Genomic DNA, 23,930 nt, shown 5'->3' with positions numbered 1-23,930 from the left:
TTATTTCCAACTCTGTTCAAACTGATCTTCTTTAAATCCTAACGTTACCTTTTCACCATCAAAAGCCAGTGGACGTTTGATTAACATACCATCTGATGCTAGCAGATTAACCTTTTCTTCATCGGTCATTTCTGCTAACTTATCTTTTAACTGAAGTTCCCGATATTTCTGACCACTTGTATTAAAAAATCGCTTAATCGGTAATTCACTTTTTTCGATCATTGTTGCTAATTGTTCCGCACTTGGTGTTTGTTTAACAATGTCAACGTCGTTATAACTGACCTGATTTTGATCAAGCCACTTTTTCGCCTTACGACATGTACTACATTTTGGATAACAATAAAAATCAAGCAATACATTCACTCCTTCGTTATCGATCACTAACTACAGTATAAAATGATTGCTACATTTTGGCTAGCAAACTGCTTGAAAATGATTTGTGCCGATTATTTGAAAAGTCATCTAACCTCCTGCACAAAACGTAATCATTCCTATTTACAAACTCAGCCAAATACGCTAAAATCATTAATGATTAGTATGACACAACAAAGATCATTTTATAATTACTATAATGGATGAATAGTTTTTGAAACATATACCCGTGATTTTCGCTCTTGGTGGACGCTTTCCGCGGGGATGGCCACCCAGAGTGCAAATCACAGCGCTAGCACCAACAAAATTATGCATGTTTTTACGCATCTATGTCATTATGAAATCCATCTACCTATCAAGTATATAATTAACCAATTCTATAAAGAATGGAGTCTGTGATCTATGAAAGGTCCAATTGTCGAAATTAAAAATCTATCGTACGCTTACGAGGATAAGATTGCCTTGCACGACATCCATATTGATATTCACGAAGGGGCATTTTTAGGCTTAATCGGTCCAAACGGTGGCGGTAAAACAACACTGATTAAATTATTGCTCGGTCTAATCACCCCACAGCAAGGTTCAATTCGCGTCTTCGGTCAAGACATTAAGCAATTTAAAGACGCCAATAAAATCGGCTTTGTCTCACAAAAGTCAAACGCCTTTAATCGCGGGTTCCCTGCAACGGTAAAAGAAGTTGTCGCAACAGGACTCACTGCAAAAGTGGGTTACTTTAAATTTTTCACAAAAAAAGACCATCAAAAAGTGATTGAAGCAATTGAAACGGTCGGCATGTCTGATTACATCAATCAAAATATCGGTGATCTATCTGGTGGTCAACAACAACGGATTTTCATTGCTCGTGCAATTGTTAGTGATCCTAAACTATTAATCTTAGATGAACCAACAGTTGGAATTGATACAGAACATGTTCAACGCTTCTATCAACTATTAAATAAATTAAATCAGGAAAATAAGATTACACTTTTACTCGTTTCTCACGATATTGGCACGGTAACAAAGTATGCCAATGGTGTTGCTTGCTTAAATAAAGTGATGCATTTCCATGGCGGCACGAATGAGTTTGAAAATATTTCTGATCAGCAATTGTCACAATTTTACGGTCACGATTTAAGTTTAGTGACCCATCACCATTAAGGACGTGTTGTTATGCTCTCACATTTTTTGCAGTATGAATTTTTACAAAACACATTTTATACCGGACTATTAATTGGATTGATTGGACCACTATTAGGTTCATTTATCGTTGTTAGACGACTTTCCTTAATCGCAGACGGTCTATCACATGTCACTCTCGCCGGGATTGCATTTGGCTTATTTGTTGAAAAACGCTTTGGCTTGTTATTCCTAACTCCATTTTATTATGGCACGGCCTTCTCAGTTGTTGGAGCCATTTTAATTGAACGACTACGCAATGTTTATCAAGCCTTTCAAGAACTAGCGATTCCAATTATCTTATCAGCTGGTGTCGGGCTAAGTGTTATTTTCATCTCCTTAGCTGACGGTTTTAATAATGACCTTTATAATTATTTATTCGGCTCAGTTTCTGCAGTCAGTCGTAATGATTTTTACGGTATCTTAATCATTGCTTTTATCGTCGTTTCTGTGTTAATTATTTTCTACAAGGAATTATTTATGTTATCATTTGATGAAGAACATGCCAAAGTGTCTGGCATTCATTCAGAGCGGATTCATTTTCTTTTTATTGTTTTAACTGCGCTTGTCATTTCCGCTTCAATTCGAATTGTTGGTGTTTTACTTGTCTCGGCACTGATGACACTGCCTGTTGCTGCAAGCATTCGAATCGCGAGAGGCTTTAAACAAACGATTATTTACTCGATTATTTTCGGTGAAATTTCAGTGATCGGTGGACTAATTTCTGGTTACTATTTAGAAATTCCACCTGGCGGAACGATCGTAATGATCTCGATTCTAATTTTATTATTAACGATGAGTGGAAAAAAGCTTTGGCTTAATATGAAAAGAAAGAAGGCGATCTTATGAATATTGAAAAAGCATTAGATATTTTAAAAGAAGCTGGTTACAAATATACCGATAAACGCGAATCGATTTTGACTTTCTTTGAGCAAGAAGATCGTTACCGGACAGCAAAAGATTTACTCGATTATATGGAAGCAAGGTATGAAGGGATTAGTTTCGATACGATCTATCGAAATCTTAATCTGTTTGATGAGTTAGAAATATTAGAATCAACAGAATTGGATGGTGAAAAACTTTATCAAATCTCTTGTGCTGATCACCATCATCACCATTTCATTTGTCGAACTTGTGGTGTAACGCAAGAAATTGACCTCTGTCCGATGGATGAAATCGTAAAAAAATTAAAAAACTTCATCATTGAAGACCATAAATTTGAAATTTACGGCCTCTGTCCAGTCTGTCATTAAAACAAAACCTCCTTCTTCACTAATAATGAAGAAGGAGGTTTTGTTTTTCATTTATTTATTTAACAATCATCACTGGACATTCAACACGTTTAGCAACTTTATGGCTGACACTGCCCAGAACCATTTCTTGTAATCGATTTAACCCACGGCTACCGATCACACATAAATCAACATTATTCTCATTTGCATACTTAACAATCGTTGGACCAGGGTCCCCATGTAATACAACGACTTCATAGCTTACCCCAGCTTCAATTAACTTTCGTTCAGTAATTTCTAATTTTGCTTTTCGACTTTGATCGAGGTCAGATGAACTGTAACTTTTCGTCACATCCGCTCGCGATGTTGCCGCATCAACAACATACAAGACAATCACTTTCGATTCCGGATTATGCTTTGCTAAATAAGTTGCTTTCTCACAAGCTCGAATGGCATATTCTGATCCATCCGAAGCTAATAAAATATTTTTAAACATGAGACCACCCCTTACTATTTGATACTTATATTATAACAAATTATCAGAATACTTGCATCATATTTTGTGTTGTTTAGTCATTTTATCCATTAAAAACTCTCCAACCGTATGCAGTACGAACTGATTATCTTCAAATATTTGATGATAGAGGTGATTCGGAACAGGACGTGAACCGACGTATGGTGCGATTTCAAACGTAAATGAAGGCTTTTTAAATTTTGTTAAAAACCAATCGGTAAACCCACCACCACTTGGGATCCCCTCTGGCTCAATTAAACTATAACTTGTCACTTCTGCTAGTTTGTCAGCTAATGGACGAAATTGATTGACGTATGGATTTGGTAGTTTATAACGCCAGAAGATTTCCTCACCTGATGAATGATAAGCAAGCGCACAATCGAATTGATGCTTCGTAACAAAATTGACAAGTGCCTTGATTTCAGGCTCACTTAACGGTTGCTCACCTTTATAGTTTGTTGGACTCGGTTGACCTGGATTAGCTTGAATCTCCTCCCAATCGATCGGATATTGGCGATTTAAATCAACCCCTCGACCGTTTGCCTTCCAACTTGAGAAATCTAACGATTGTCCATTTAGATCAAGCAGTTGCTCTCGATTAGAAAAACGGTTTGGCCCATCTTGAACTAATGTGACACCATCAGGGTTAACCATTGGGATAAACCAAAAGCTAACCGTGTCTAACCATTCTTCTCTAATCTGACGCCACGGTTCATTTTGACTGCTTAACAGATGATAGATAAAATCAACAATTAACCGTGAGGTCATCCATTCTCGGGCGTGATGGGCACCATGACAAATCACTTTGTGCTGACCTGTTCCAACTTTTAATCCATAAAGTTTGCGTCCCTCAACTGAGAAACCTATCGTTTCAAGTTCGATTAAATTTGAATAGTGATTTTTCAACTGTTGTAAGTCTCGTTCAAGGTCTAGATAGCGATAAATTTCAGCAAGTTTAAATTGATTTTCCATAAAAACACCCCTTAATAAGCTATGCTCAATTAAGGGGTGTTTAGTACATCATTCTGACAGTGCACGTTTAGCAAGAATCTGGAGCACCATATCATCCATCGGTGGATTATGGAGACCTGCTCTGACATCTCGATAAAATTGTTCAAATCGAAAAGCTTTTGAAAGACCCCTTCCGCCTGCAATTCGCATCGCAAGATCAACGACTTCATTGGCAATGTTTGTCGCAGCAGTTTTTACAGCAGCCAATTCTGCACTCAATTGTTGACGTTCCTCTGATGCACGATTATCCCATTCGGTAGCAACTTGATACATAAAGCTTCTCGCCTGCATCAATTTTAAATCCATTTCACCAATTTTTTGCTGAATGTGTGGCACTTCTGCGATCGATGTTTTCAAGCTGTTCGGTTTGAAATTTTTCGCAAACTCAATTGCCTCATTTCGTGCTGCAATTGCAATTCCTAGATACGTCGCAGGGATATGCAGTAACCAACCTTTCGCTTTCCGAGGATTTGCTTGCTTATTTAGCTCAACGAGCATCGTTGGATCAACTTTTACTTGATCAAAAATGAGATCGTCACTCCCCGTGCCTCTCATACTGAGTGTGTCCCACGTTTTATCAATTGAGATCCCTGGTGCATCACTTTTTATTAAAAAAGAACCAACGGCATCTTGATCTTCAACGTAGGCCGAAACAATATAGTAGTCTAGCACGGCAGCCATCGTAGAAAATGATTTCTGGCCAGTGATCAGATAGTGGTCGCCCACTCTAGTTGCGGTCGTTTGGGGAACACCGCCACGTGTTGGGCTACCTGTTGCCCGTTCGGATGCGATCCGATTAACAAGGACTTGCTCCTCGGCTACTTGTTTGGCAAACCAGTCGAATACTTTTGGTTCCCAGGTCTTTTCTTCTGAGAGCTCTTTGACAATTCCTAAATGCCAACCGACAGATAGGGCTGTTGCGCCATCTCCTGCTGCAAGACGTTCCTGAACGAGGACAAATTCATATAATGATAAACCTTGCCCACCTAAATTTTTTGGTAGAGTAAGTGAGAAAAAATGCTCTTGCTTGAAGTCAGCAATCGTTGCTTCAGGAAGTTGTGCTGTTTCCTCAGCTTGCTTAACCCGCTTCTGTGCTTGATTCGCGAGTCGTTCTGCTAAATCAATTAATTGTTGTTGACGTTCATTCTTAATATACGTTTGAAAAATTGACATTCCGCTCCTCCTTGATCGTATGAATTACTATTTATTCTATGGTTTTTAAGTTGAAGATGCAATTCATTTCGTTAAAACCGATCATTTAACTTGGTTATAACCATTAAAAATAACCCGCAAAATTATGATGAAAAGTAATTTTGCAGGTCAAGATCATCGTTCGTTAATTATAAAGTTCGGCAATATTTTGTTCGTAATTTTCTTGCATCTCTTTTAATTCAGTAATCAGCTGATTTAATCTGCTCGAAGCCGAATCAGCTTCAGCCATACCGGCTGCTGATTGTTCGGAAACGCTAGCGATCGTTGTGATCGCGTCATTGATCGTTTTTGTATCATCTAATAAATCATAGAGGGCATTGTACGTATGATCGATTTCTCCACCCATTTGATTAATGATTCCATTTAGATTTTTAATTGTCTCACCAGTCGTTTGGATCTGTTTCGCCCCTTCATTAACTGCTTGATAGCCTTCTTCAAGTGCCGTAACAGCTGCTGATGATTCTTCTTGAATCGCTGTTGTCGTTGTCGTAATATCATTAATGGATAAACTAACTTGTTCTGCCAGTTTACGCACTTCATCTGCAACAACGGCAAATCCTTTACCATGTTCACCTGCACGTGCCGCTTCAATCGCAGCATTTAATGCTAACAAGTTTGTCTGTTCAGCAACTTCTTGAATCACTGTGACTAACTCAGTGATTTTCAAGGTCATGTCGTCTAAGCCTTTTACTTTTTCTAAGGATTGCTTGATTGTATTATCGATGATATCCATTTTTTCAACAGATAGATCCATCAACTCTTCACTTTGGTTTGTAATATCGAGCATCTGTTGAGACTCTGTTTTAATCGCTTCACCGTTGACCGCAACATCCTTAATTATATCTGTGAATTGAATCATCGTTTCTTTTAATGTGCTAGCTGATGATGATTGTCCCTCAGAGCCACTTGTCATTTCGTGAATCGTGCGGGTAATATTTTGGCTATCATCTGTTAAACGAATCATACTGTTATTCAAAATAGTTGCTTGCTCGCTAACATACTCTGTTAATTTAGTTGTGAAATTTTGCATCGTTGTGATTTGTTGATGCACGAGTTGAATTTTACCGTCGATCACTTTCATTGATTGATCTTTTATCTTTCCTTCAGGTAATGCTTCCAAACGATCTGATAATAATGCATCAAGACGCGCTTCAATTAAGTGTTGATCTTTTTTGTTCGTTTTCATAAATAAAATCGCGATAATAAAGCTAGCAATAATCGCAAGCGCAATGAAGACAATGCCTTCAATGCTGATTTTTGTAAGCACATTTAATGAAAACAAACTATACCCGAATGCAACGATATGTAAAAGACTGATCATACCAATTAATAATATCAGATTTCTTCTGTTTCTCATCCATCAATTCTCCTTAATTAAGTAGTTAGAACCCTAACAATCTCTCTCTTTAAGTAGCTAGCGATGAATCTCACTTTAATCCCTTTATTAAAATATTTTTTCAATGGCTTGTTTAATCCGTTCTTGATCAAACGGCTTAACAATAAAATCTTTTGCCCCTGCTTGAATTGCTTCTAGAACCATTTGTTGCTGCCCCATTGCTGAACACATCACAATCGTTGCGTTTGGATCATTTTTCTTAATCCCCTTAACCGCTTCAACCCCATTCATTTCTGGCATTGTAATATCCATTGTAACTAAATCGGGTTTTAACTCTTGATATAAATCGATTGCGACTTGTCCATTTTCCGCTTCTCCAACAACTTCATGCCCAAGTGATTCAAAAATGTTTTTTAATTGCATGCGCATAAAAGCTGCATCATCTGTAATTAATATCCGAGCCATTCTACTATCTCTCCCTATTCTTCTGTCTCTGCTAAGATGTCTTCTTCTAAATCTGAAGCTTGACCGTCCTCATTTACTTCATCTTCAACGACTTGTTTAACTTCTGTGATTTCTTCATAATTTAATACATACGACAAATCGACTAGTAATAATAGACGATCCTCAAGCTTCGCAACACCACTTAAAAAGTTAACATCGATCCCTTTAATTGTTGTTGGAGCTGGTTCAATCATTGAATCATCAATATCGATAACATCTGATGCAGCATCGACAAGAAAGCCAACTGACAGATCATCAACATTTGAAACGAGCATTCTCGATTGATCCGTCTCTTCAGAATGAGGCAAGTCCATCCGCTTTTTCAAATCAATTACTGGAATCACATCACCACGTAATTTTGTAATGCCCTCAATAAAATCTGAAACCTTTGGTAAAGAAACAACTTTTAATAATCTTTCAATCGAAACGATCTGTTCAATACTTGTGCCATATTCTTGGTCATTTAATTGGAAAACAATATACTTTTCAGTGCTCATATCGATAACTCCTTTACCTTTCTTTTGTATCTCAATTATAGCATGTTTAACCAGCTATTACCTAGAATAACTGATAACATTTTAGCTAAACTTAATTAATTCTTTATAAATTGAGTAGTAAATGAACCGATAAAACATTGTCATCCTGATATTTTACTTCTACTAACAGTGCTCGTTTAAATCCTGATAGTTGTGCATCGCCTTGTAAAACAGTTGGGTGCGTAATATCTGTTCGGATGTCCTTCTCCGCCAAATACGTTGACAAGCTCCCTGCAATCATATTCCCGAGTTCACCAGCAAATGATTCGAGCATATCCCCAGAAACAGGCATGCCAAACATTGACTCACCAATTTTACTAATAAAGTCTTGGTCTGATTTTAAAACAAGTTCACCCTTCAATCCACCAGTAAAACCGATCATCACACCAAAATTCACACTTAACGGTGGATTAATTAGTTGTGGCGATCCAACCGACGGGTCAAAGGGTATAATATTTTTTACTGCATAAATTGTTCCGTTATATACTTCTTTGACTAATTCGTTGATGTTCTTCAGCTCTGTTGTCATTATCATCATCCTTCTCTTCTTAGGAAAACATTCGTGTCTAGAACCTTAATCCTATATCTTTTTACCCTTCTATAACATTTTCGGTTATTCAACTATAATTTTCAAGCTTTTTAATTAAAAAAAAAGAAAATGATCAAAATCATGTTCATTTTCCTCTTCAGTGATTATTTAATTAAAATATAAACAAATTCGACATTGATCGATATCATGGATTTGAATATCCATGTCATAAACTTCTTTTAAGACACCATTATTAATAATTTCATTCGTTTTTCCTTTTTTGACAATTTTCCCATCTCTAAGGGCAACGATATAATCTGAATAGACAGAAGCAAAGTTAACATCATGTAAAACGATAACGACAGTCTTACCTAGTTCATCGACTAGCCTTCTTAACACTTTCATAATTTGAACGGAATGCTTCATGTCTAAATTGTTAAGCGGTTCATCTAGCAAAATATAGTCTGTATCCTGGGCTATTACCATCGCAATATAAGCTCTTTGCTTTTGACCACCACTCAGTTGATCTAAAAATTTATCTTCCATTTCTTCTAGTTCCATGTAGGTAATTGCACTATCTATCATCTTTTGATCAAGTGCCGTCAATCGGCCTTTAGAATATGGGAAACGACCAAAACTAACTAATTGTCTAACAGTCAAACGGACATTAATATGATTTGACTGCTTTAGTATCGAAAGTTTCTTAGCTAATTCTTTATTATTTGCTGCTGTAACCTCTTGATCATCGATTAAAACTTCTCCATGATCTTTGGCAATTAGACGACTGACGATTGATAAGAGCGTACTTTTACCTGCCCCATTTGGGCCAATAAAGGAAGTAATTTTTCCTTTTGGTATCGACATTGAAACATGATCGACAACAATTGATTCACCATACGTTTTAACAACATCTTTGATCTCCACCATGTTCGATTCTCCTCTACAGTAAGATGTTTATAAGCACACTCTATCTAATTAAGCATGAGCAAGTTCGTTTGCTTTCTCTCATGATAATGAGATTCATTATCAGTTAAGTCTATCATGTTTATGTAAACTGTCAATAGTTAGACTTTGAGTTTTTATTTTTTTTGTACTTTTCAGTTAATTAATCCGACAAACAATTATTCGAAATTTTGAGTTGATCATTGTCCTTTTGTCCATTAATCACCATTTTAAAACGAACGATTGAAGTGGCTGCTTTGAGAATTAGGAGTGAATAAGTCACTCTTGTGAAAGCATCAATTCTAATCGTTCGTTTAAATTTAGAGTTTAATTAATAAGCTTTGGTTGAAGAAATACAAATAAGCTTGGTTAATTTCAACTTGTAGAATCATTTCAATCGCTTGTTTGTAAAGCTTAATCTGTGTTTGATAACTTTTTTTCAATCGATTAATTTCTCGATCATCAACGACTGAATTGACCCAATCCGTTTTATAATCAATAATTGTCCAACCGTCGTCTGTCTCAATCAACAGATCGATAATTCCTTGTAAAAAGATCTCCTCTTCATGCTCAGCTTGCCAGCCTTGATAAACTTGACTCGCTGGAATCATCGCACTAAATGGAACCTCTCGATCAATTTGCTTCGCACGCTTAATCACTTGATAAGCCTCACTAGCAAAAAACTGTTCAATCGCGGCTAAGTCAATCACTTTACTTTGCTGATCCGTCAAAATTTCTTTAACGACAAGTTGCTGAACAAATTCATCCAATTTATCCTGATCCCATTCTTGCTCAAATGAAATATGTTGCATCACCGTATGCATCGCCGTTCCAATTTCTGTCCGACTCAGTTTCTGTTCTTTTTGCATAAATGTTGGTCGTTCTGCAATTTGTGGTTGGAACGTCCGAATCATATCTGTTGCTGCATTTTCATCTAATTGCTCCTGTTGGCGTTTAATCTCAGTCACAGATTGTTTCGCCCGATGTTCTGTCGCTTGTAAATAGCGATAGCTAAATGACAGGCGATCAGCAACACGCGCATCTTGTTTTGGATCTACCCCATCAACGGGTTGACCAGCATTTATTTTATCTTTCAAATCAACTATTTCAATTTGTTTCTCTTCAGAAACGGTTTGATAATGACGGGCATGCTCTAGACTAATTTTCCAAACAGATTGATCGTTAAAAACGTCCTCTTTTATCTTGACTGCCTGCTGATCGTCTCTTAATTCTTCAGCTTGGTGGTGGCGAATCACGCTCGAACCGACCCAATCCATGTAACTTGCCATTTGCAGGCGTGTCGCACTCGGCAACGTCCAATCTTGATGTTCAACTGTCTCAAGCCAATTCGCTTGCTTCTTTTCAAATGAATTAACGGTACCAATCATAACAAGTTTTTCCTTCGCCCGCGTTAAGGCAACATAAAGCACCCGCATTTCTTCGGCCCATAATTCACGCTTCATATATTGCCTGATTGCATAGTAGAGTAATGTTGGATACATAATTCGCTTTTCAGGGTCAATGTAACGACTGCCAAAGCCAAAATCTTTATGCAGTAAATAACGTTGACGTAAATCTTGCTGGTTGAATGCTTTATCCATCGCTCCTAATATGACAATTGGAAATTCAAGTCCCTTACTTTTATGGATCGTCGTAATTCGGACAACATCTTCTTGTTCACCAAGCGCACGTGCCGCTCCAAGGTCTTCACCACGTTCTTCCATTCGTTCGATCATTCTTAAAAAGCGGAACAAACCACGGAATGACGTCTGTTCATAACCACGTGCCCGGTCATAAAGCGCCCTTAAGTTTGCTTGGCGTTGACGCCCACCTGGCATACCCGCGACAAAATCATAATAACCGGTTTCACGATAAATTTGCCAAACGAGATCAGATAAACTGCCACGTCTCGCTAGCGCACGCCAACTTGTTAGACGCTCAATAAATTGAGTGAGCTTTGTTTTTAACTGCTGATCTGCAATCGTCGGTAAAAACTCAACCAATGCTTCATAATAGCTGACCCTTTGATTCGCTAACCGAACTTGGGTCAATTCTTCTTCATTGATCCCGACAATCGGTGACTTTAACACACTCGCTAGCGGAATATCTTGCTTAGCATTATCAATTACTTTTAAGACGTTTAACATGACTTGAATTTCAATTGCTTCTAAATAACCAGTCGTTAGTTCAGCATAAACAGGGATCCCTTGTTTCTTTAATTCTTCCATAACCGTTGGCGCCCAAGTCATTGAACGGAATAAAATCACAATATCTCGATACTGTGCCGGTCGGCTCATCCCCGTATCCTTATCGAAAATGAGTCGCGGCTCTGAACCATCCGTTCCAATCCATTGTTTAATCCGTTTCGCATAAGCGCGTGCTTCAATTTCTGCTTTCGCTAAATCAATCGGCACATCATCCTCAGCCTCTGGATCAGTTGATTCTTGAGTTTCTCGATCAATAATCACCAGTTCCGCTTCTACATCCTCTTGCGTTGCATCATTATAGCTTAAGTTTCCGTAGATTAATTCAGCATCCTCATCATAACTAATCTCCCCAACTTCTTCATCTAGAATTTGCCTAAAAATATAGTTCGTCGCTGTTAAAACTTGCTCACGACTGCGGAAGTTTTTCGCTAAATCAATCCGCTTACCTGTTGCTTCTGGCTTGGCAAACCGTTTATATTTTTCAATAAATAATGACGGTTCAGCGTGACGAAAACGATAAATACTTTGTTTAACATCCCCTACCATGAAGAGGTTGCCTGGGTTTTCACGTGCAACAAGCTTAATAATTGTTTCTTGAACCATATTCGTATCCTGATACTCATCAACGAGGACTTCTTCGTACTTGTCTCTAAGCTCAAGTGCAACACTTGACGGAAAAATTGCATCAGCCTCACTCGACGGATCTCGTAACACTTGGAGTGCATAATGCTCTAAGTCAGAAAAATCAACAAGACCTTGGTCCTTTTTGATCTCAGTATAACGCTGTTTAAAATCTTTCACTAATATGACGAGCTGTTTAATTGTCGGATAAAGTGCTCGGATATCAGTTACATGTGCGGATAAATCACGGGTAAACAACTGTTTTGCTAAATCATTTAAACGCTTTTTACTGCGATCACGTAATGTCTTCACCCGTTCTCTTTTAGCTAAGTCACAGTCAACTTTTTTTCTTGAAAGTGCCTTGAAGCTTAATTGTTGAAAACCTTCCTTTACCTGTTCCCAGCCCAACTCAAGTTGACCCTTGAGTTCTTGAACAAGCAGAAGATCTGAATCAAGTGCTTCTGCATAATGATAAGGTCCATCACTTTCACGCGTTAGATCAAGTGCTTGCTCCAAATCAACTCTCGATTGCTCAAGTTGATCACGAACATCTTGTTTTAAGACGAGCAGCCAATCCAATTGATCTTCTGCAACATCTTCAGCTACGTTATATTGCTCAGCAATTTGATCGAGCCACTGATCTGGCCAAGGATTTTGCATCGCAAATTCATATAATTTTAATATTAGAAGCTCTACTTCTTGATCACTTCGATCACTTGAAAAACGATCAATTAGCTCAAAAAAGGCTTCCTGTTCCTCAAATGACTTACCGTACCAATCTTCAAATAAAGCTTCAATCACATCTTGGCGAAGCAGATCAGCTTCGATCGTATCAGCAATTCGAAACCCTGGATCAATATCAATTAAATAACTGTAACGTTTGACTAAATCAAGACAAAACGAGTGTAATGTTGAGATTGATGCTTGTTGTAATAATGTCAGTTGTTGTTTTAAATGAGCCGATTCAGGATTTTCCTCAAGGGCACGCTCAAGAGCTGCTGCAACCCGATTACGCATTTCTTGGGCGGCTGCATTGGTAAAAGTCGCTACTAATAATTGGTCAATATGAATCGGATCAGCTTCATTGAGCACTTTTTGAATGATCCGCTCGACAAGGACAGCTGTTTTTCCCGAACCAGCTGCTGCTGCAACTAAAATATCTTGTCCTGATTGATAGATCGCATCGGTCTGTTCTTTCGTCCATTTCACCATGATGAGCCCCCCTCTGCTTTAATTTTTTCAATAATTTGCTCGTCTTTCAAATTCGGAAGCTTACGGTATTGATGACTCGGTAAGCTCGGATCAAACTGACAAACTGAGCGGAACGGACAAAATCGACAAGCCGTTTGGTCAGCTTGTTGATAAGGATTTAATTTCACTTCACCATTGGTAATCGCCACACCGGCACCAGCGATCATTTGCTGGACATGGTCTTGAAGTAATTGAAATGTCTCTTCACTAGCAATCTGTGAGCCACTTCTGAATGTCCCGTCTTTTTTCAAGCCAGCCGGAATAATCGGGCTAATCCCACCTTCTAAATCTGTATCCATCATTTGAATAATTGGTTCTTTATCAATTAATAATCCTTGCATCTTATATTTTTTAAATAGTTTTTCATCGATTTCAGCTTGGCTCAACGCTTCCTGCTCACTTAAGATTGGGTCGTGAATATGGAAGTAGAGCATCCCAGCAGGTGAAGCTTTAACCCCTAACCAGCGCTCAGAATTTGTTAAAATCACGTCTAAGTAGGCAAGCATTTGTAAAGCTAAGCCATAATAAACTTCAACTAAATTTAAGCCAGTTGCACTTGATTTATAATCAATAATTCTTAAGTAAAGATCATCAGCAAACGTTGCTTGATCAACCCGGTCAATTCGACCACGCAAAATCAATTCAACACCATTCGGTAATTGCATCCGAACGGGATCAAGTGACTGATCATCCAAGCCAAAACCAAGCTCCATTCCAACCGGGGTAAATTCACTCTTCCGTGCCTGTTCACTTAAGACAAATGTTGCCCGTGCAATAATTTGTTCAAGTTTTTTCTGCATATATTGATAACGATTTGAGCTGTGTAAAATTTGATGTTGCAAAATTGGCGCTAATTTTGCCAGTGCTCGTTTCGCATAGGCATTCGCCTGGTCTTGATTTAAATCACGTAAAGTTAAGCCGTCTTTTTGCACCCAATTAGTAATGATTTTAAGCGCTTCGTGAAATAGCTGTCCCATATCTGGTGCATCAAGCTTGTATGTTGGCCGATCAGTTAATTTCAGTGTGTACTGAGCAAAGTGCTGATAAGAACAGCGATGGTACATCTCCATCCGTGAGACACTTGCTTGAATCTTATTTTCAAAAACACTTTTGGCCGTCTCTGCCTTCAAATTGACCGGTTTATTTTGATAAAACAAGCTTTGTAAAATCATTTCGATCATTGGATCTTGATCTTTTCGAGTGATAAACCAATTCAAAGCACTCCACCAAATCGAATCAATTGGATAGGCACGCTGATATTTAGCGAGCTGTGATGTTAAAGCGGATAAAGTTTTCTTCGGTGTCGTCACAAATCGATCCGCTTCAATCATCTCTTCTGGATCTTGTAGTAAAATCGGTTTAGGTAACTGCGGAAATAGATTCGTGATCCGTTTGATTAAAGAGGATGGCATCTTCGCTTTACCTTCTGTGTCACTCAATGGATAGCTAATCCAAAGCTTATCTGTCGCTAACGTAACAGCTAAATAAATGTAAAACCAATCATCGATTAGCTGCTGTGTTTCACTGTCAGCTAAAATAACACCTTGCGTTTTAAGGCGGTCACGTTCTTCCTCAGATAAAATCGTATCGACTTGAGGCTTGGCAGGCCAAGTTCCTTCATTAACGCCGATGAGTAGGGTAACTTTTGACTGCATAATTCTTGAATGGTCAATCGAGCCGACGACAATATGATCGAGCGTTGGCGGAACATGGCTATATGTCAATGTATCAAGCCCCGCTTCTAGCGTTTGATAAAACAAGTCACTCGATAACTCCTCATCACCGATCATTTCAACCATTTCATCTAATAAATGAATCACCGCTTGCCAAACTTGTTCCTGTTCACGAGCTTGTTCAACTTCACCAGACGCATCCAGTTCGGTTTGCCACTTTGCTAACATCTGATTAACACCTAATTGCTCTAGCCACTGATAAAGTGCTGTTGCCTTTTCCCGAACTGTTGTAGCTTCCCTAAAGGCTTCATCAAAGTCACCGACTGCCTCGATCACTTGATCACGATAGGCATTAATTTTTTCTTGCATCAGTCGTTCTTGATCAGTTTGAGCAGCCTGATCAAATCCTCTAAAACGCTGGAATACCCATGGTTGATCACTAAACCACTGATTTCTCCCCCGAATGCCATACTCAAGCGCATAGTTTTCAAGCGTATCAATCGCTTCTGAATCGAGTGGATGCTCTCCCTCTGCTTGCGGAATCAGACCTGTTTTTAACATCCGAAAAACAGCATCATAGCGCCAATTCGTTAAAATCACGTCTAAACCTGAGCGAATCACTTCAATTAATGGATGATAAATCATCGCTTTCTTCTCATCAACAAAGACAGGGATCTCATAATCGGCAAAAATTGTTTTGATTAAATCTTGATAAAGCTCACGATCACGCATTAAGATGGCAATCTCTTTATAACGATAGCCCTCGTCACGAACAAGGCGGAGGATTTCTTGCGCCGCTCCTTCAACTTCCGCGCGTGGATGGACGGCATAAGCAAGCTGAATCGGCGCCTTTTCTTGATACTCTGGAAAAGGTCGCTGATCAAAATAACGCTCTAAATGTAACAAATGTGGCGCAAGGTCAGCCCTAACACCTAACGGGTCAACATGTACGATTTGATCATGCTCATGCGCAAGTGCTTTAAGTTGGGAAAACGTCTCCTTCGTCTGACTAAAAATATCGAACGGAATCTCTTGATCGAGCTCAGCCGGATCAAGCGTTAACGTAAACGTCATTCGCTCGGTATGATCAATCAATTGCCCAATGACCGCTTGCTCCTGTGGAGTGAATCGGTGAAAACCATCAACATAGACAATTGCATCTTTTAAATACGCCGATTGTGGAATTTTTTCAGCGAGTAATGCGAGTCGATCTTCACCATCTATGTACTGGTTGGCAAGAATCTCTGTCAACGACAGATAGAGATAATGGAGGTCAGCCAATTTATCATTAAGCGCACCCGCATTCTGATCGATTTGCTCCGCCAACATCTCAGGTGTAATTCGGTAACGTTTAAATTCAGTAATCATCACCTCTAATTGCTCAATAAAGCCTTTTTTCTGCACCGACTTCTGAAAAATCTTCCAATCGGTATCTTTTTGTTCAATCATTTTTCTGAGCATCATCTGGATGCCGGTCGAGCTAATAAATGCTTTTGTCGCACCACCACATTCTTGAAGGATACGAAAAGCAAGCCTTGAAAAACTTAACACTTGCGCCCGGACGCTCCCTTTAATCTCCGGATCTGAGAGCAATTGATACTCTTGTTGAAAGGTCATTTGTTCTGGTACAAGATAAATAATCGGTCGCCCATATGGACGTTCACGTAATTCCGTTCGAATCTGTTCAAGACAGTACTCACTTTTTGATACAGTCGCTGGACCAACGATAACATGAATAGACAATCGCTTTTACTCCTCTCACTTCTGATCATCTTCAAACTTCGAAACGATCATTTGTTCTATTATGACTATTTTAACATAAATAAAAAACTTCTGATACTAAAAAAAGCTCCACTAAGCTAGTGAAACTTTTTTTCATGATTGTTCAGCTCTTTCTTTTTCTAATCGTTCTGCTTCTTCGTCACTTTTATGCATGCGGTGCTCAATCTGCTTACCTAACAACCAAAACAGGGTAATCCCAATCCCGACTAAAATTGTTCGAACTGGATTTTCAGCGAATGACGTTAGACTACTACCAACATAAGCGATTGAAAAAATCATCACTGCCTTGCCGAGTAAAATCGCTAAAGCGAACTGAAAGAAGCTGACACCAGATAAGGCGGCAACTAGATTAATAATCGAAGAAGGTGAAAATGGAAAACATAATAAAATAAATAACGGACCAAAGCCACGCCTCTCTACCCAACCTGTCACACGTCTCACTTGACGATGACTATGTATCCACGCCAATAGTTTAATATGGCGAAAGCGACGAATCACCCAAAATACCGTAATGGCTCCAACCGATGCACCAATCCAGGAATATAAAAAACCTTCCAGCAACCCGTAAGCCGCTGCATTAGTAACAACAATCGCCATCAAAGGCAAGAATGGTAAGATCGCTTCAATAAACGGTAAAACAATTCCTGGAAGCGGGCCTAAGCCTTCATAATAGACGAGTAACCTCTCAATTAATGCATCATATTGATTCGTTTCCAGGAGTTCACGTACTTGCTCCATCGTTATCGAGTTGTCTATCGTTAAGATCAAGACGATCACTCCCCTTTTTATTCGATCGTTATTAAATACTATTCCCTGAGTACAGGTGAAAATAACCTTTTTTCTTGGAAAATAAGTCCCTCCGACTCATTAAAAATTACGTGTTGATTTTCTCCCAAACAAGCTTGCGCTCTGGATGTTTAACATTGGAAAGATAGAGTCTGTCACCGTCAATTTTTGCCGAACGGGTTTGATCAGATCCAACATACGAAGCGACTACACTAAGGTCAACATGTGTCGTTAACGTTGCTTCTTCCTCATTTAAATCGAATCGTCCTGAATAGGCATGATAACCCAGTTGAGCCATCTCTTTTTCTGACTCAGTATTGAGTCGATCGAACCAATCTTGATCAAGCGCAATTTCAGGGTCAGAGGCCATAATCTGTACAGCCATTCGCTTATTATTAGTAAACATAATCACACCTGTCGCTTCTTTTCCTAGTGGATAGATCGGTTGACCAGATTTATCTTCAGACTGAAAACTAACTAAACGCCATGATGTACCTAATATTTGTTTTGCGATTGTCATGTTAGACCGTCTCCTTTTAAAACTTACGTTCTATCGTTATTATACTATAGCACATGGCTAAGAGGTATAAATTAAGTCTGATCACTTTGCCTTAAGCCTTCTTTTACAAGACGTACATTTAAGTAAAAAAGTTACTCGCTAATCCTTTTCCCTTTTAAAAAAGTGAATTAACACTTTTCTTTTTTAAAAATTTCGGCTATAATAAGAACATACGTTCCACAACATCATGAGGAGGATAGCCATGCGCTATTTAACAATCGAAGAATACCAATTAGCCTCTCGCTTCCTGTTCTTATCAATGGCAATTACCGTGATTCAACGCGACTTAGCAATCATCGAACGAGGAGCAGGTCTTAAAATAAAAGAACCATATCTTGTCTTACTAAAGAAAATGGAGAACGAAGCGATGCTCGAACGCCAACAACTACGGAAATATATGTACGACCAAAAGTTAAAAGTCATCCCGTTAGAAAGAAACGACACATTTACCGCCTATTTATTCATTTGTCGAAACCGCGAAGAACAGCGGAATTACTTCAACCCAGCGATTCGGAAGAAGGTTGAGCATATTTTAGAGGAATTGATGTTGAAGAGTTATTTGAGTGAAGGTTCTACCGTTTCATCTTAAAAAAATAAAAACAGATCCTTATAATAGAGTTGATCATTCTGTTTTAGGATCTGTTTTTATTAAATTAAAATCCATCATAGCAAAGTGCTTTAAACAGTGTTTTAGGTACGTTTTTTCTAGATTAGCCTTATCTGTCAGTTGAAAATAAAGCGATATTATTTTGTACTCTCCATAAGTATAAATCTGTTATTTAACCCTAAATTATAAAAACATAACGTACATCTAACACCATTTTTGAGGATAAAATAATTGATATCACATGAAGCGATATCTCTAGTCTAACACTTTAAAATTATATGTGTTTTTTACAAATGATATATTAGCAAGTATAATTATATAGTAAGAAATTAAAGAGAAGGGGTCCAAGTAATGAAATTATCAGATATTCTAAAAGATTCGAACTATAAGTTAACCCAATTTAGTCAAGATAAGATAGACACAATTGAAAAAAGAATTTTCACAAAAAAAGTACGCGGTAAATTAGTTCCTTATTTTAATTGTCAAATTAGGAAAAAAGACGTTAAACTAACACCTGAAGAAATTGTACGACAATTATATATCAACATACTGATCAAAGACATGGGATATCCAAAAGATAGAATGGAAGTAGAATATCCTGTTTCATTTGGTAGAGAAAAAAAACGAGCAGATATTGTTATTTTTGATAAAATCCAAACTAGATCTCCGTATATAATAGTAGAGCTAAAAAAACCAAAATTAAAAGATGGTAAAGAACAGTTAAAATCTTATTGTAATGCAACTGGTGCACCTATTGGTATTTGGAGCAATGGTGAATCAATTTCATATTATCACCGGAAAGATCCGAATTACTTTGAAGATATACCTGGAATACCAAGAGCTGATCAAAAGCTTTCTGACATACTAGAAGAACGCTGGACGATCAATGATTTAATTGAAAGAGATAAGCTCGTTTTGGAACGTAAATCATTAAAAGATTTAATTTTAGAATTAGAGGATGAAGTTCTAGCCAATGCAGGTGTTGATGTTTTTGAGGAAGTATTTAAATTAATTTTCACAAAGTTATACGATGAAATGGAAAGTGGTAGAAATAGAAATCGCCATTTAGAATTTAGGAATTATGGGGATACAGAAAGTGAGTTAAGAGAAAAGATACAAGGATTATTTAATAGAGCAAAAAATAAGTGGGAAGGTGTGTTTACTGATGATGCACAAATAACACTCACCCCCTCCCACCTATCTATATGTATATCATCATTACAAGATGTGAAGTTATTTAACTCAAATCTTGAGGTAGTTGATGAAGCTTTTGAATATCTAATTTCTAAAAGTAGTAAAGGAGAGAAAGGACAGTATTTTACACCTAGGTATGTTATTGATATGTGTGTGAAAATGTTGAATCCACAAGAACATGAAACTATGATCGATACAGCAGCGGGGAGTAGTGGATTTCCAGTACATACAATTTTCCATGTTTGGGAACAGATAATAGAAGAAGAGGGATTAGATAAAAGCCACCTCTTCACATTAGAAATTAAACCCTCACGGTGCATTGATTATGTAGAAGATAAAGTATTTGCAATTGACTTTGATGAGAAAACAGTTCGTGTAGCAAGAACATTAAATTTAATTGCTGGAGATGGTCAAACAAATGTCCTTCATTTAAACACATTAGATTATGAGCGTTGGGATGAAAGAACAAATGATGAAAAATGGCAAGATATATACTTTAAAGGATGGAGAAATCTAAAAAAATTAAGACGGAAAAGAAATAGTAATCAAGATTTTAATTTTGATATTCTTATGGCTAATCCACCATTTGCTGGTGATATAAAAGAAAGTAGAATTATCTCAAAATATGAATTAGGTAAGAATTCAGATGGTAAATATAAAAATAAAGTCGTACGAGATATTCTATTTATTGAGCGCAACCTAGATTTCTTAAAACCAGGCGGTAGAATGGCAATTGTTTTACCACAAGGTAGGTTTAATAATATTAGTGACAAAAGAATCCGAGAATACATTGCAGATCAATGTCGAATTTTAGCTGTGGTTGGACTACACGGAAATGTGTTTGAACCGCATACGGGTACGAAAACAAGTGTGTTGTTTGTGCAGAAATGGCATGATGAACTATGTCCCAAAAAGGAGGATTATCCTATTTTCTTTGCAACGATGCAAGAACCAAGTAAAGATAATAGTGGAAACAAAATTTTTGTTCGTAAAAAAGATTATCCAGATACAAATCAATATAACCATGGAGGAGCTAATCCAACAGATAATTACAATGATGTGGCAAAAGATTTAAATGAGTATTTGTTAGATGATAATGGTCATTTAATAGTAAAGCATGATTTATTTAATCATGGTGGATTAACCGCAGATGGAATAGCAGAAGGATTTATTGAGTTTGCAAAAAAAGAAGGACTTTCTTTCTGGGGAAAGTAAATAGCCCTTTTGACGAGAAGTATTATAATACTATGTTGAAGGGGCTTAGTATAAATGAAATAAACCTATCGGAAATAAATAATACTGAAGTTATGCGACTCGAATCAGAGTTCCATACGGCAAGGTCATTTCCATTAAAGGAACATTTTTCAGGTGTAGAAATTATAGATTTTTCTCAGTATGGTACATCTAAAGGTTTAAATGAGAACAGAGAAGGCTATCCTGTTCTTCGTTTAAATGAATTTGATAGTGCTTTTATTAAGGAACCAGAGAAATTTTGTAATATTATTAATGAAAAAACCTTCCAGTCATTAAAACTTAAACAAAATGATGTGCTTATTTGTCGAACTAATGGAAATCCCAATTTTGTTGGAAAATCAGCCTTAGTACCCAAAGAATATGAGTTTGCTTATGCATCATATTTATTTAAGATAAGACCAAAAGAAAAACTAATAAATTCCGCAACTTTGGTTGCTTATCTAAACTCTAAATATGGACGAATTGAAATAGAAAAATTCTCCATGGCCAGTAACCAAGTAAACTTTAGTCCTGCAAAATTCAGGGAAATGCGTATCCCTAGTTTTAACGAAAAGTTCAATAAGCTAATTGAAAAAATTACTTATTTAGCATTCAATAATTTAGAAGAATCAAAAACTCTTTATAATCAAGCTGAAAATATTTTAAAAGAAAACTTAGGTATTCAAAATTTACAAATTGATAATCAACCAACTAGTATAAAGAGTTTTAAAGAAAGTTTTCTTTCTTTTGGTCGCTTAGATGCAGAGTACTATCAACCAAAGTACGAACAATTGATAAACTATATTCTTTCACAAAATCATGATAAATTAATAAATTTAGTAGATATAACAAAATCAATTGAGCCTGGGTCAAGTAATTATTCAGAGGAAGGAATACCTTTTTTACGTGTGTCAGATTATAGTAAATTTCAATTAGAGAAACCAGAGAAGAATCTTTCACTTCAGTTTTATAATGAAAATAAACAGTTAATAAATGATCTAAAACCTAAAAAAGAAGATATTTTATTCTCTAAAGATGGAACTGTTGGGATTGCATATATGTTAAGAAATGATGAGGAGTTGATTACATCTTCAGCAATATTACATTTAAAAGTTAAAAACAAAGAAAAAATAATCCCACAATATCTTATGCTTTTATTGAATTCAGAATTAGTTCAAAAACAAGCGGAAAGAGATGCAGGTGGTTCGATAATATTACATTGGAGAGTTGATGAAATAGAAAATGTAGTCATTCCAATAATTGATTACACAGAACAGAAAAAAATTGCATCTTTATTAGATAAAAGTTTTAAACTAAGAGATCAATCAAATTGTTTAATTAATATAACAAAACTAGCTGTTGAAAGGGCTATTGAATACGATGAATCAACTGCTATTAACACTACAAAAAAAGTTTTAAACTCATATAATTTAAGTAAGTAATATAAGCATAAATTCCCTTGGCATTTTTATAATTAGGGAATTTATGCTTTATTTTTTAGAGAATTAATAAAAATATAAACTATAAACCAATTTAAAATATAGCTTTAAAATTAGACTTTTTTCACTAACAAAATGGTTACTATTCTTGATTTTATGTCAATTAATAAACCAAATCAATAAATTCTTCTCTTGAAATTTTCCCTAAGTAGTGTGGCACGTCAATGTCTGCTAGTGCATCTTCTAATGCTTGACGGCGGTATTGTGTGCCGATTAGTTTTTCTTCAATGATTTTTACGTCCCCGACGCCGAAGAAGTCACCGTAGATTTTACAATCTTTGATCGTTCCTTTTGATACGTCCATCCGCACGTCGACAAGACCTGCAGGGAATTTGTGTGTTTTTTGAATATCAAATGTTGGCGATTTTCCATAGTTCCATTCCCATTTTTGATAGCGTTCTTCGGAAATCTTATGGATATTCGCCCAATCTTCTTCAGTTAGTTTATATTGTGGAACATCTTTAATATCCTCAACATCAAATAAGAACTTAAGAATGTGCTCTTTAAACTCGTCCATCGTAATTTTTTCATCTAAAAACTCAACAATATTGGCGACACGGCTTCTGATCGATTTGATGCCTTTTGATTTGATCTTCTCGGCATTAACGTTTAACGCAGAGACGACATGTTCAATTTCTGAATCAAGCATTAAAGTTCCGTGACTGAACATCCGGCCACGAGTTGTGAATTGTGCGTTACCTGAAATTTTTCTGCCATCAGCAACTAAGTCATTCCGGCCGACTAATGCTGCTGGTACATTCAAGGCATTTAGTGCTTCGACCATTGGGTCAGTAAATTTAGCGAAGTTATGAAAACTATCGCCATCGTCTTTAGTAATAAAGCTAAAGTTCAAGTTTCCTTCATCGTGATAGACAGCACCACCACCTGAAAGCCTGCGCACCACCTTAATGTCGTTGTCTTCAACATACTTCGTGTTAATTTCTTCGATTGTATTCTGATTACGTCCGATAATAATTGACGGACGATTCACGTAGAATAGTAAGTATGTATCCTCTTCACCAAAATTATTTAGGACATATTCTTCGATCGCAAGGTTGATATATGGATCAGTAATCCCTTGGTTATCAATAAATTTCATTTAAATCCTCCTCACAGTAGTTACTATTTCTATTTTATTTAAACATTTTTTTGAA

Annotated in this window: 20 protein-coding genes; 6 read left to right on the top strand and 14 right to left on the bottom strand. The window is 37.0% G+C overall.

Annotated features, from left to right (window positions below; genetic code table 11):
* Window positions 1–354: an arsenate reductase family protein gene (locus tag ABD814_RS06200; protein ID WP_344911395.1), complete on the bottom strand. Its 354-nt coding sequence runs from the start codon at window positions 352–354 to the stop codon at window positions 1–3.
* Between the two features lie 420 nt (window positions 355–774).
* Between ABD814_RS06200 and ABD814_RS06195 the strand changes: the two genes are divergently transcribed.
* The 3 genes from ABD814_RS06195 to ABD814_RS06185 are packed head-to-tail and all read left to right on the top strand — an operon-like array spanning window position 775 to window position 2,801.
* Window positions 775–1,530 (top strand): metal ABC transporter ATP-binding protein, encoded by a 756-nt coding sequence (locus ABD814_RS06195; RefSeq protein ID WP_344911393.1) that lies wholly within the window; start codon window positions 775–777, stop codon window positions 1,528–1,530.
* A 12-nt stretch (window positions 1,531–1,542) separates the two neighbouring features.
* The gene (locus ABD814_RS06190) at window positions 1,543–2,397 is read left to right on the top strand and encodes a metal ABC transporter permease (protein ID WP_344911392.1); all 855 of its coding nucleotides are present in this window, start codon (window positions 1,543–1,545) and stop codon (window positions 2,395–2,397) included.
* Window positions 2,394–2,801 carry a Fur family transcriptional regulator gene (locus ABD814_RS06185; RefSeq protein ID WP_344911390.1) on the top strand — a complete coding sequence of 136 codons (408 nt, stop codon included), beginning with the start codon at window positions 2,394–2,396 and terminating at the stop codon, window positions 2,799–2,801. Before ABD814_RS06190 ends, ABD814_RS06185 begins: the two co-directional genes overlap by 4 nt.
* Window positions 2,802–2,856: 55 nt before the next feature.
* Here ABD814_RS06185 and ABD814_RS06180 read toward each other — a convergent pair whose 3' ends face one another.
* The 12 genes from ABD814_RS06180 to ABD814_RS06125 all read right to left on the bottom strand — a co-directional run bounded on the left by ABD814_RS06180 (window position 2,857) and on the right by ABD814_RS06125 (window position 18,204).
* A complete protein-coding gene (locus ABD814_RS06180) occupies window positions 2,857–3,276 on the bottom strand; it encodes a universal stress protein (protein ID WP_344911388.1) in 420 nt (139 codons plus the stop codon).
* A gap of 57 nt (window positions 3,277–3,333) precedes the next feature.
* Window positions 3,334–4,266 (bottom strand): M14 family metallopeptidase, encoded by a 933-nt coding sequence (locus ABD814_RS06175; RefSeq protein WP_344911386.1) that lies wholly within the window; start codon window positions 4,264–4,266, stop codon window positions 3,334–3,336.
* A 48-nt stretch (window positions 4,267–4,314) separates the two neighbouring features.
* Complete coding sequence (locus ABD814_RS06170) at window positions 4,315–5,478, bottom strand: acyl-CoA dehydrogenase family protein (protein ID WP_344911384.1); 1,164 nt, start codon at window positions 5,476–5,478, stop codon at window positions 4,315–4,317.
* A gap of 163 nt (window positions 5,479–5,641) precedes the next feature.
* Window positions 5,642–6,874: a methyl-accepting chemotaxis protein gene (locus ABD814_RS06165; RefSeq protein ID WP_344911382.1), complete on the bottom strand. Its 1,233-nt coding sequence runs from the start codon at window positions 6,872–6,874 to the stop codon at window positions 5,642–5,644.
* Between the two features lie 87 nt (window positions 6,875–6,961).
* A complete protein-coding gene (locus ABD814_RS06160; protein WP_344911380.1) occupies window positions 6,962–7,318 on the bottom strand; it encodes a response regulator in 357 nt (118 codons plus the stop codon).
* 14 nt (window positions 7,319–7,332) lie between these two features.
* Entirely contained in the window at window positions 7,333–7,854 is a 522-nt protein-coding gene (locus ABD814_RS06155; RefSeq protein ID WP_344911378.1) for a chemotaxis protein CheW, read from the bottom strand.
* A gap of 103 nt (window positions 7,855–7,957) precedes the next feature.
* Window positions 7,958–8,422: a chemotaxis protein CheX gene (locus tag ABD814_RS06150; RefSeq protein WP_344911377.1), complete on the bottom strand. Its 465-nt coding sequence runs from the start codon at window positions 8,420–8,422 to the stop codon at window positions 7,958–7,960.
* A 168-nt stretch (window positions 8,423–8,590) separates the two neighbouring features.
* Window positions 8,591–9,349 carry an iron ABC transporter ATP-binding protein gene (locus ABD814_RS06145; protein ID WP_344911375.1) on the bottom strand — a complete coding sequence of 253 codons (759 nt, stop codon included), beginning with the start codon at window positions 9,347–9,349 and terminating at the stop codon, window positions 8,591–8,593.
* A 335-nt stretch (window positions 9,350–9,684) separates the two neighbouring features.
* A complete protein-coding gene (gene addA / locus ABD814_RS06140; RefSeq protein ID WP_344911373.1) occupies window positions 9,685–13,404 on the bottom strand; it encodes a helicase-exonuclease AddAB subunit AddA in 3,720 nt (1,239 codons plus the stop codon).
* Window positions 13,398–16,859, bottom strand: a complete 3,462-nt coding sequence (addB, locus tag ABD814_RS06135; protein ID WP_344911371.1) for a helicase-exonuclease AddAB subunit AddB — start codon at window positions 16,857–16,859, stop codon at window positions 13,398–13,400. Before addB ends, addA begins: the two co-directional genes overlap by 7 nt.
* A gap of 132 nt (window positions 16,860–16,991) precedes the next feature.
* On the bottom strand, window positions 16,992–17,666 hold the full coding sequence (locus tag ABD814_RS06130) for a TVP38/TMEM64 family protein (protein WP_344911369.1): 675 nt from the start codon (window positions 17,664–17,666) through the stop codon (window positions 16,992–16,994).
* Window positions 17,667–17,772: 106 nt separating this feature from the next.
* Window positions 17,773–18,204, bottom strand: a complete 432-nt coding sequence (locus tag ABD814_RS06125) for a lipocalin-like domain-containing protein (protein WP_344911368.1) — start codon at window positions 18,202–18,204, stop codon at window positions 17,773–17,775.
* A 241-nt stretch (window positions 18,205–18,445) separates the two neighbouring features.
* On the opposite strand from ABD814_RS06125, the gene ABD814_RS06120 reads away from it, so the two are divergent.
* The 3 genes from ABD814_RS06120 (at window position 18,446) to ABD814_RS06110 (ending at window position 22,719) form a co-directional block, all read left to right on the top strand.
* The gene (locus tag ABD814_RS06120; protein WP_344911366.1) at window positions 18,446–18,832 is read left to right on the top strand and encodes a YhjD family protein; all 387 of its coding nucleotides are present in this window, start codon (window positions 18,446–18,448) and stop codon (window positions 18,830–18,832) included.
* Window positions 18,833–19,201: 369 nt separating this feature from the next.
* Window positions 19,202–21,259, top strand: a complete 2,058-nt coding sequence (locus ABD814_RS06115; protein WP_344911365.1) for a type I restriction-modification system subunit M — start codon at window positions 19,202–19,204, stop codon at window positions 21,257–21,259.
* Window positions 21,260–21,291: 32 nt separating this feature from the next.
* Window positions 21,292–22,719, top strand: coding sequence for a restriction endonuclease subunit S (locus ABD814_RS06110; RefSeq protein ID WP_344911363.1), 1,428 nt, complete (start codon window positions 21,292–21,294; stop codon window positions 22,717–22,719).
* Between the two features lie 160 nt (window positions 22,720–22,879).
* Here the strand turns inward: ABD814_RS06110 and lplA are convergent, their stop codons facing one another.
* Entirely contained in the window at window positions 22,880–23,875 is a 996-nt protein-coding gene (gene lplA / locus ABD814_RS06105) for a lipoate--protein ligase (RefSeq protein WP_344911362.1), read from the bottom strand.
* Between the last annotated feature and the right edge of the window lie 55 nt (window positions 23,876–23,930).

Origin of the sequence: Amphibacillus indicireducens, assembly GCF_039539605.1 — a bacterium.
Classification (GTDB): domain Bacteria; phylum Bacillota; class Bacilli; order Bacillales; family Amphibacillaceae; genus Amphibacillus; species Amphibacillus indicireducens.
Note: the sequence above shows the minus strand (reverse complement) of the source record. Positions and strands in the feature narration are given on the sequence as shown.

What these genes read in the sequence shown, in the direction of transcription:
- addA (WP_344911373.1), bottom strand. Translation starts at nt 13,404, where the DNA reads ATGGTGAAATGGACGAAAGAACAGACCGATGCGATCTATCAATCAGGA.
- ABD814_RS06155 (WP_344911378.1), bottom strand. Translation starts at nt 7,854, where the DNA reads ATGAGCACTGAAAAGTATATTGTTTTCCAATTAAATGACCAAGAATAT.
- ABD814_RS06145 (WP_344911375.1), bottom strand. Translation starts at nt 9,349, where the DNA reads ATGGTGGAGATCAAAGATGTTGTTAAAACGTATGGTGAATCAATTGTT.
- ABD814_RS06165 (WP_344911382.1), bottom strand. Translation starts at nt 6,874, where the DNA reads ATGAGAAACAGAAGAAATCTGATATTATTAATTGGTATGATCAGTCTT.
- ABD814_RS06185 (WP_344911390.1), top strand. Translation starts at nt 2,394, where the DNA reads ATGAATATTGAAAAAGCATTAGATATTTTAAAAGAAGCTGGTTACAAA.
- ABD814_RS06195 (WP_344911393.1), top strand. Translation starts at nt 775, where the DNA reads ATGAAAGGTCCAATTGTCGAAATTAAAAATCTATCGTACGCTTACGAG.
- lplA (WP_344911362.1), bottom strand. Translation starts at nt 23,875, where the DNA reads ATGAAATTTATTGATAACCAAGGGATTACTGATCCATATATCAACCTT.
- ABD814_RS06190 (WP_344911392.1), top strand. Translation starts at nt 1,543, where the DNA reads ATGCTCTCACATTTTTTGCAGTATGAATTTTTACAAAACACATTTTAT.
- ABD814_RS06120 (WP_344911366.1), top strand. Translation starts at nt 18,446, where the DNA reads ATGCGCTATTTAACAATCGAAGAATACCAATTAGCCTCTCGCTTCCTG.
- ABD814_RS06170 (WP_344911384.1), bottom strand. Translation starts at nt 5,478, where the DNA reads ATGTCAATTTTTCAAACGTATATTAAGAATGAACGTCAACAACAATTA.
- ABD814_RS06150 (WP_344911377.1), bottom strand. Translation starts at nt 8,422, where the DNA reads ATGACAACAGAGCTGAAGAACATCAACGAATTAGTCAAAGAAGTATAT.
- ABD814_RS06180 (WP_344911388.1), bottom strand. Translation starts at nt 3,276, where the DNA reads ATGTTTAAAAATATTTTATTAGCTTCGGATGGATCAGAATATGCCATT.
- ABD814_RS06115 (WP_344911365.1), top strand. Translation starts at nt 19,202, where the DNA reads ATGAAATTATCAGATATTCTAAAAGATTCGAACTATAAGTTAACCCAA.
- ABD814_RS06110 (WP_344911363.1), top strand. Translation starts at nt 21,292, where the DNA reads ATGTTGAAGGGGCTTAGTATAAATGAAATAAACCTATCGGAAATAAAT.
- ABD814_RS06175 (WP_344911386.1), bottom strand. Translation starts at nt 4,266, where the DNA reads ATGGAAAATCAATTTAAACTTGCTGAAATTTATCGCTATCTAGACCTT.
- ABD814_RS06160 (WP_344911380.1), bottom strand. Translation starts at nt 7,318, where the DNA reads ATGGCTCGGATATTAATTACAGATGATGCAGCTTTTATGCGCATGCAA.
- ABD814_RS06125 (WP_344911368.1), bottom strand. Translation starts at nt 18,204, where the DNA reads ATGACAATCGCAAAACAAATATTAGGTACATCATGGCGTTTAGTTAGT.